Below are 1,865 nucleotides of genomic sequence, written 5' to 3'. Positions count from 1 at the left end.
ATGAGCAAGCACCAGTCGGCCTGGGAAACCATGGCACTGCAAAGCATGCTGCCGCTCACTGCCTGGGTGGTGAAGCGCGAGCTGCTGTGGATACCGTTCTTCGGCTGGGGCATGTGGAGCTTGCGGCCTATCGCACTGAATCGTGCCAACGCCCAGCTGGCCAGCCGCCAGCTATTGCAACAGGGAGGCGAGCGGCTCAAGGCCGGTGCCTGGATCGTCATCTTCCCGGAAGGCACGCGGGTGGCGGCCGGCAAGCGCGGCAAGTACAAGCAGGGCGGCGCCCGCCTCGCCTGCGATGCCGGTGTACCGGTGGTGCCGGTGGCAGTCAATTCCGGCGAATTCTGGCCACGTAACAGCTTTTTGAAGTATCCGGGCGAGATGACCCTATCGATCGGCAAGCCGATCAGCACCGCCGGCAAGAGCGCCGCTGAAGTCAGCCGCGAGGTGGAAAACTGGATCGAGGCCGAGATGGTGCGCATCAGCGGGGTGGGCCCGATGTGGCCGGCCAACAAGCAGCCGGAAGACGTCCATGGCCCGCTGGTGGCCTGAACAAAAACCCAGCGCCGGCCCCCAGACGCCGGCGGTGCGGCACTACCAGCTGGCCGGGCAGACGGTTGCCGTCAGCCTGAGTCGCTCGGCGCGCCGCTCGGTCGGGCTGAAAATCACCCGCGATGGCCTGTCGGTCACCCTGCCTACCCGTTTCCCGCTGGCCGAGCTCGACAGCATCCTGCAAGAAAAAGCCGGCTGGATTCTCGGCAAACTCGATGAATTAACCACCCGCGCCAGCATCGCGCCGCTTGCCAAGGGCAGCGAGCTGAGCTGGCTGGGCGAGCCGCGCATCATCCGCCTCGGCTTTGCCCGCGCCAGCGTCAGCGCCGATGAAGTGCGGCTGACAGCAAGCAGCCCGGCAGAGCTGGCGCCAGCCTTGCAAAAGCTGATGCGCCGCGAAGCACGCAGTTTTCTGGCCGAACGGCTGGCGCTATGGGCCCAGCGCCTCGACCTGCACTACCAGTCCTTTGCCCTGACCAGCGCCGGCACCCGCTGGGGCAGCTGTAGCGCCCACGGCACCATCCGCCTGCACTGGCGGCTTATGCAGGCGCCGCTACCGGTACTCGACTATGTGGTGATCCATGAGCTGTGCCATCTGGTGGAACTGAACCACTCGCCGCGCTTCTGGGCGCTGGTGGCCACGGTGTGCCCGGACTGGAAGCAAAAGCGCGACTGGCTCAAACGCGAAGGTAGCCGCTACTTCGCCTGGTAATGCCTGAGCGCAGCCGGGCCACCCCACGAAAGCCTTCCATGCTTGCTGCCTTGCGCCAACTTCCGCGCTCCGTTGTTTTTATCGGCCTGGTCAGCTGTTTCAATGATCTGGCTTCGGAAATGGTCACGCCGCTGATCCCGCTGCTACTGGCCGGCACCGCCAGCGGCGCGGTTGCGCTGGGGCTGATCGAAGGGCTGGCCGAGGCGGTTTCGGCCTTGATCAAGCTATGGGCCGGCCAGCAGAGCGACCGGCTCGGGCGACGCAAGCCGTTTGCCCTGGCCGGCTATGCGCTGTCGAATCTGGCGCGGCCGCTGATGGGCTTGGCCAGCGGCTGGGGACAAATCTTGCTGCTGCGCTGTCTGGACCGGGTCGGCAAGGGCATACGCAGCGCGCCGCGCGATGCGCTGCTGGCCGACGCCGTACCTGCCGCCCAGTCCGGGCTGGCATTCGGCCTGCATCGCGCCTTCGACAATGCCGGCGCCGTTGGCGGCGCCTTGCTGGCAGCGCTGGTACTCAGCTGCTTCCAGCTACCCTTAGGCGCGGTGATCCTGCTATCGGCCTTGCCCGGCACCCTGGCACTGGCCGCGCTGGCGCTCGGGGTACG

At 66.6% G+C, this 1,865-nt stretch carries 3 protein-coding genes; all 3 read left to right on the top strand.

Annotation, left to right across the window (positions count from 1 at the left end):
- The coding region (locus ACE3OH_RS22015) for a lysophospholipid acyltransferase family protein (protein ID WP_374358383.1) at positions 1 to 549 on the top strand (549 nt) is incomplete at its 5' end.
- Positions 530 to 1,261 carry a M48 family metallopeptidase gene (locus ACE3OH_RS22010; RefSeq protein ID WP_374358379.1) on the top strand — a complete coding sequence of 244 codons (732 nt, stop codon included), beginning with the start codon at positions 530 to 532 and terminating at the stop codon, positions 1,259 to 1,261. The genes ACE3OH_RS22015 and ACE3OH_RS22010, both read left to right, overlap by 20 nt.
- A gap of 38 nt (positions 1,262 to 1,299) precedes the next feature.
- On the top strand, positions 1,300 to 1,865 hold a 566-nt coding region (locus ACE3OH_RS22005; protein ID WP_374358376.1), incomplete at its 3' end, for an MFS transporter.

Source organism: Chitinimonas sp., from assembly GCF_041904975.1.
Classification (GTDB): domain Bacteria; phylum Pseudomonadota; class Gammaproteobacteria; order Burkholderiales; family Chitinimonadaceae; genus Chitinimonas.
The sequence above is the reverse complement of the archived record's forward strand: the minus strand, read 5'-3'. Positions and strand labels throughout refer to the sequence as shown.

Coding starts and splice junctions, on each gene's coding strand:
- ACE3OH_RS22010 (WP_374358379.1), top strand. CDS start 530: ATGGCCCGCTGGTGGCCTGAACAAAAACCCAGCGCCGGCCCCCAGACG.